This is a genomic window from Flectobacillus rivi (genome assembly GCF_030056655.1).
GTDB classification, from domain to species: Bacteria; Bacteroidota; Bacteroidia; order Cytophagales; family Spirosomataceae; genus Flectobacillus; species Flectobacillus rivi.
In genome coordinates, this window is sequence record NZ_JASHIE010000028.1 from 1 (window position 1) to 4959 (window position 4959).

The 4959-nt window shown below is 34.0% G+C and carries 5 protein-coding genes; 2 read left to right on the forward strand and 3 right to left on the reverse strand.

Annotated elements, in window-relative coordinates; all coding sequences use genetic code 11:
- Positions 1 to 915: 915 nt before the first annotated feature.
- The 3 genes from QM481_RS24715 to QM481_RS24960 all read right to left on the reverse strand — a co-directional run bounded on the left by QM481_RS24715 (position 916) and on the right by QM481_RS24960 (position 2502).
- On the reverse strand, positions 916 to 1350 hold the full coding sequence (locus QM481_RS24715) for a transposase (protein WP_283383785.1): 435 nt from the start codon (positions 1348 to 1350) through the stop codon (positions 916 to 918).
- Between the two features lie 25 nt (positions 1351 to 1375).
- Positions 1376 to 1762, reverse strand: a complete 387-nt coding sequence (locus QM481_RS24720) for a winged helix-turn-helix domain-containing protein (RefSeq protein ID WP_283383781.1) — start codon at positions 1760 to 1762, stop codon at positions 1376 to 1378.
- Between the two features lie 401 nt (positions 1763 to 2163).
- Entirely contained in the window at positions 2164 to 2502 is a 339-nt protein-coding gene (locus QM481_RS24960; RefSeq protein WP_374760929.1) for a hypothetical protein, read from the reverse strand.
- A gap of 292 nt (positions 2503 to 2794) precedes the next feature.
- Here QM481_RS24960 and QM481_RS24730 point away from each other — a divergent pair, with 292 nt between their 5' ends.
- Positions 2795 to 3319, forward strand: coding sequence for an IS110 family transposase (locus QM481_RS24730; protein ID WP_283383783.1), 525 nt, complete (start codon positions 2795 to 2797; stop codon positions 3317 to 3319).
- Between the two features lie 111 nt (positions 3320 to 3430).
- Entirely contained in the window at positions 3431 to 3904 is a 474-nt protein-coding gene (locus QM481_RS24735; protein WP_283383784.1) for a transposase, read from the forward strand.
- The last annotated feature ends 1055 nt before the right edge of the window (positions 3905 to 4959 follow it).

Sequence of the window (4959 nt, forward strand, 5' to 3'; positions counted from 1 at the left end):
CAGTACCGTTGATGATACTGCAATCAAATGCGGGAAAGTAAAAAAGCTCCAAAATATTACAAATTAGAAAAGAAGCCACTTCAAAAGAGTGGCTTTTTTCGTTTTACAAGACTCAGTACCGTTGAGGATACTGCAGGCTGCGAGCCCCGGACTACGCGCCTCGACCAATGCGGGAAAGTAAAAAAGCTCCCAAATATTATAGAGAAGAACAGAAGCCATTCCAAAAGAGTGGCTTTTTCGTTTTACAAGGCTCAGTACCGTTGAGGACACTGCAGGCTGCGCGCCCCGGACTACGCGTCGCGACCAATACGGGAAAGTAAAAAAGCTCCAAAATATTACAAATTAGAATAGAAGCCACTTCAAAAGAGTGGCTTTTTTCGTTTTACAAGACTCAATACCGTTGAGGATACTGTAGGCTGCGCCCCGGACTACGCGCCTCGATCAATGCGGGAAAGTAAAAAAGCCCCAAAATATTACAAAGTAGAATAGAAGCCGCTCCAAAAGAGTGGCTTTTTTCGTTTTACAAGGCTCCGCTCTGTTGAGGAGACTGTAACTCGGTTAAATAAAATACCTAAGGTATCTTATTATCAAGCCTAATAAGAGTAATCTTTTAAAAAGGCCTATGCGACAAATATCATACATAGAATAATACATTGTGAGCCGATGAAAGTAAATTCACTCAATATATCCAAAGCTAGTTTGAGAAAGATCTAAAAGTGGTTTTATCACATCATTGAGTTGGGAACTGTGTTAGAAAATTTGTATCAATCTGACGAAGAATTGGCTAATAATTAAGTACACTTATTTTACTTCTTAATAGAGCCTGGTCTGCAAGGCCCTATATTAACTGAAGAAGGGACTCTATAATAGCTTTTATTCAATTAGTTATTCCCATTCGGGTGATTGATATTAAATTTATTTAACGAGCGCTTCAATATGTTCTAGTATATTGATTATTGGGTGCTTATTAAATATTTTTTGATTAGTTAGTACTTTGATATACTCCTCAAACATTTGTAAAGAGGCTTTACAATCAGCATGATGTGTAACTTTTTGTCTTATAATATGTATCGCATATTCCACTAAATTGAGTTTAGGAGAATAAGGTGCTATGTATCTAAAATCAAGTTCAATGGTAGCTTTTTCTGTTAATTGATGGTACAATGCTTTCATTTTGTTTTTATGGGTGCGGTTATTATCTAGAAAAACAATTACATTTTCTATTCCATTGACTTGATAATGCCTGGCTAAATCGGCAAAATATTGTGCAATTTGCTCTGCTTTGGCAACTTTATGGGCTTGGAAAAAGGATTCTCCCTCAAAAAGCTCTATGGCTAAGAGTCCATTGATTCTCGAACGTTTTTTTCATTAGTAACTACCAAAGGGTGGGGTTTTTCTCTGCCCAACCGTAATAAGATGTAGGGCGTTCACTTATCGAAAATTCATCATACATCAATACAACTGTTTTTTCATCTGCCTCAAGGAGTTGATTCTTTAAGTCAGAAACAAAGGCTTTTTGTTTGTCCGAATCAGCATTCCCATAATCAAAATGGGCTCTCTGATGGCTTAGATTTAAACGTTCTAATAAATCATAGATACCTGATTTATAATCAACCCCATAGGTGGACTTCAGATAGATTTGCATGATTTTACCCGTCCAAATATTCCCTTCTAAGCCTACCTCAAAGGGACGATTTTGTAGAATAACTTGCTTAAAGGCAAGCGCTTGTTCTTCTGTAAGAAGTGTTGGCTGTTTTCGCACAACTTTCTTACAGACTTGGTCAAACCCGCCGGCAATGTATTCGTTTATATATTTACGAACACTTTGCCAATGAACATCAAGGAATTGAGGTATTTCCTTAAATTCTTTACCTTGATAATAAAATACACCGCAATTTTATGCGGATGTGTTCGGATTGATGACGATGAAAATATTTCTTATATTCCGATTCATCAAAACCTCTTTTGTCAAATTTTGTTCGGCTATATCCCATTTTATAAAATATTAACCAAAAAGGAATAATTTGAAGTTTGTGGACTTTATTGTACAATGCTCTAGAAATCCATTCTATCTATTTAGGGATATGAACATTTATCACATAAACACTTTGCTTAATGCTATCCTAGAATTTTCAATAGTTAATAATTTATGCGAATAAGGGGTTAAAAATTTATCCATAGACAAAGAGCGGCGGCAATTTTTCCGTAGATATGGACAATTAGTCCATTACTTGACCTGACTTTTGATGCGATTTGAATGGTTGTTACTTGTTGTAACCAATTAAAAAATGACTCAACGGATTGCCTTATTTTTGATACAGCTGTTGAAAATAAGGCATTATAGGCTTGGTCAAACTGTTTTAAAACTGTTGGCATACCCTTTGTCGCTTTGACAGGTGTAATGATTTGTGAATTCTGATTTTTTAGTAATTTTTGCTTTAATTTCTCATCGACATATGCTTTATCAGCGATGATATTTCGGTTCTCAATAGTTTCTAAGATAGGACGGTTCGCCGCTCATATCTTTATAGTTCATTGAAATTGTTGGAAAAAGTGCAATTTTTAAATCCAATTTGACAGGGGTGAGCAGCAGCTCTGGGTTCGCCGCAAACACGTTTTTTATTAAATGATGTTGTATCGCTGGTTTATCTGTTCACCCTGTTTTTCTCAGTAAATTCGACAATACCTGTGGATGTAGCTTTAAGCAACAATCCTGTATTTATGTGCTAAATTAGGGCGGCTGTCGATACAGAAAAGCTGTGAGATGAAAATTCACTTCAAAATCACTCTGACTATGAGCAAGCAACTACAAACCTCAGCTACTTTATTACGTTATTGTGTAGGGATAGATGTCAGTAAAGACACTTTACAAACTTGTGTTTCAGTCATTGATAGCCACGGCAAAGTTACCATCAAAGGTACTTGTAAGGTAAATAACAAAGTTACTGGTTTTGATAGTTTGCTAAGTTGGGTTAAAAAACATTGCAAAGACGTAAGTTTGCCTGTCCGTTTTGTAATGGAGTCCACTGGGGTTTATCATGAACAAATAGCCTGGTATCTATTTCAAAATGACTTAGCAGCGAGCATTGTTTTGCCCAATAAAGCCAAACATTATTTAAAAAGCCTTGGTCATAAATCTAAAAACGATAAGATAGATGCCAAGGGGTTATCCCAAATGGGCTTAGAACAAAACCTAACTTTATGGCAACCTTTATCAAAAGCTATTTATTCGCTCAGGATGCTCACTCGTCAGCATCAGCGGTTGCAAGAGTTGAAGAATCAATCAGAAAATCAAAAACATGCTATTTTACATAGTTAAATTAGTAATAAATTCATTATCAAGTAGTTAGAAAAGTTAATCAAACTCTATAAGCAACAGATTCAACAGGTTGGAAAAGAAATAGAAAAACTTTTGGACAAAGACCAAGTTTTGAAAACTAAAATTGAGAAAATATGTAAAATCAAAGGTTTAGCATTACTTTCTGTTTCAACACTAGTTTCAGAAACTAACGGTTTTGAGGGCTTTGAAAATATTCGTCAACTAGTTAGCTTCGCTGGTTATGATGTGGTAGAAAACCAATCAGGAAAACGGGCAGGGAAAACAAAAATCTCGAAAAAGGGTAACAGTAGAATCAGACGAATTTTATTTTTACCTGCCTTCAATGCTGTCAGATACGGAGAACCGTCCTGTCAAGCTCTGTTTAAGCGAGTTTATGAACGAACACAAATTAAGATGAAGGGTTATGTTGCGGTTCAAAAAAAGTTGCTTATCCTTAGCTTTACAATCTGGAAAAGCAATGAAGAATATAATCCGATGCACTATGCCAACAATATCAAAGAACTTGAAAGTGAGGCTAAAAAAATAGTCCCAACAAGTGGGACTACCCAAAATGTACCAGCTTAAAAGCTGATACTCCTTCAGTAGTCCAAAATTAAAAAAATAAAATCGAAATATTTAGAATATACTATTTCAAAACTTGACTTTTACGACAGTACCACATATCGACTCCACTTAAATAATTTTTTGATATTATATCAGCGCTTTCTGTAGGCTGTATATTCTGCTAGCTAATTAAAAATTAAACTATTTTAAACTAGTTACTAGCCTTAAAAGGATAATTAATTGTTGCAAAAGCAAATACGATACATAATATATCTTATAAAGAGATAATAAGTAATGATACGAGAGGCAAGTGTAGTTATTAGTGAGATTTTTAATAAGTAATAAGCTTTGCTCTATTGCTTATTAGAATGGTTGCTAAAAGGAATGAAGATTAAAAGGGTAAAACAAAAAAGAACCCTACATTATACAATAATGTAGGGTATTTTGAAAGTGTCGAACTATTCGTTAGGCACTTAAATGCTTTTCATTTAAGCCTGAAACAAAGTTATGTTTTTTTATGGTATTATTAAAATTTTTTGAAGTCGAATATAAGGAAATGCACAATTAATTATATGAACAAGCGATTTTATGTAATGAAATTGAAAATACCCAGATTTTAGACTCACTTTTAAATAAGTATAAATGCAAGAAATTTATTGAAAACGAGTAGCTGATGCAATACCTCGAAAGGTGTTTAGTAGATAAATGATCAATTTATAAATGCAAGAAATGAAATATGTTTTTATGTATCTTCGATTAATATTCTTAGTATGACACTAGTCATGTGCGAAGGGGTTTCTAAAACATTCATTTCAGATATTGGAGGTTAGACTATGGAAGTATAATATATCGTATAAAACTCTACTTTAAAAACAACAAAGGGATGTTTCAACATTTCTGAAATCAGAAAACTATAATGGTTTGAAAACTTTTATATAAGCCAAATATGAAATTTACTACTCTACCCGATGATTTTTATAACTTTCTGACTATAAACTACTTTTGTTTTATAAGCTTACAGAACACCCGGATGATTTTGTACGATAGATTAACTAAATCGGAATTAGGGTTCTTTA

What these genes read in the sequence shown, in the direction of transcription:
- QM481_RS24730 (WP_283383783.1), top strand. Translation starts at nt 2,795, where the DNA reads ATGAGCAAGCAACTACAAACCTCAGCTACTTTATTACGTTATTGTGTA.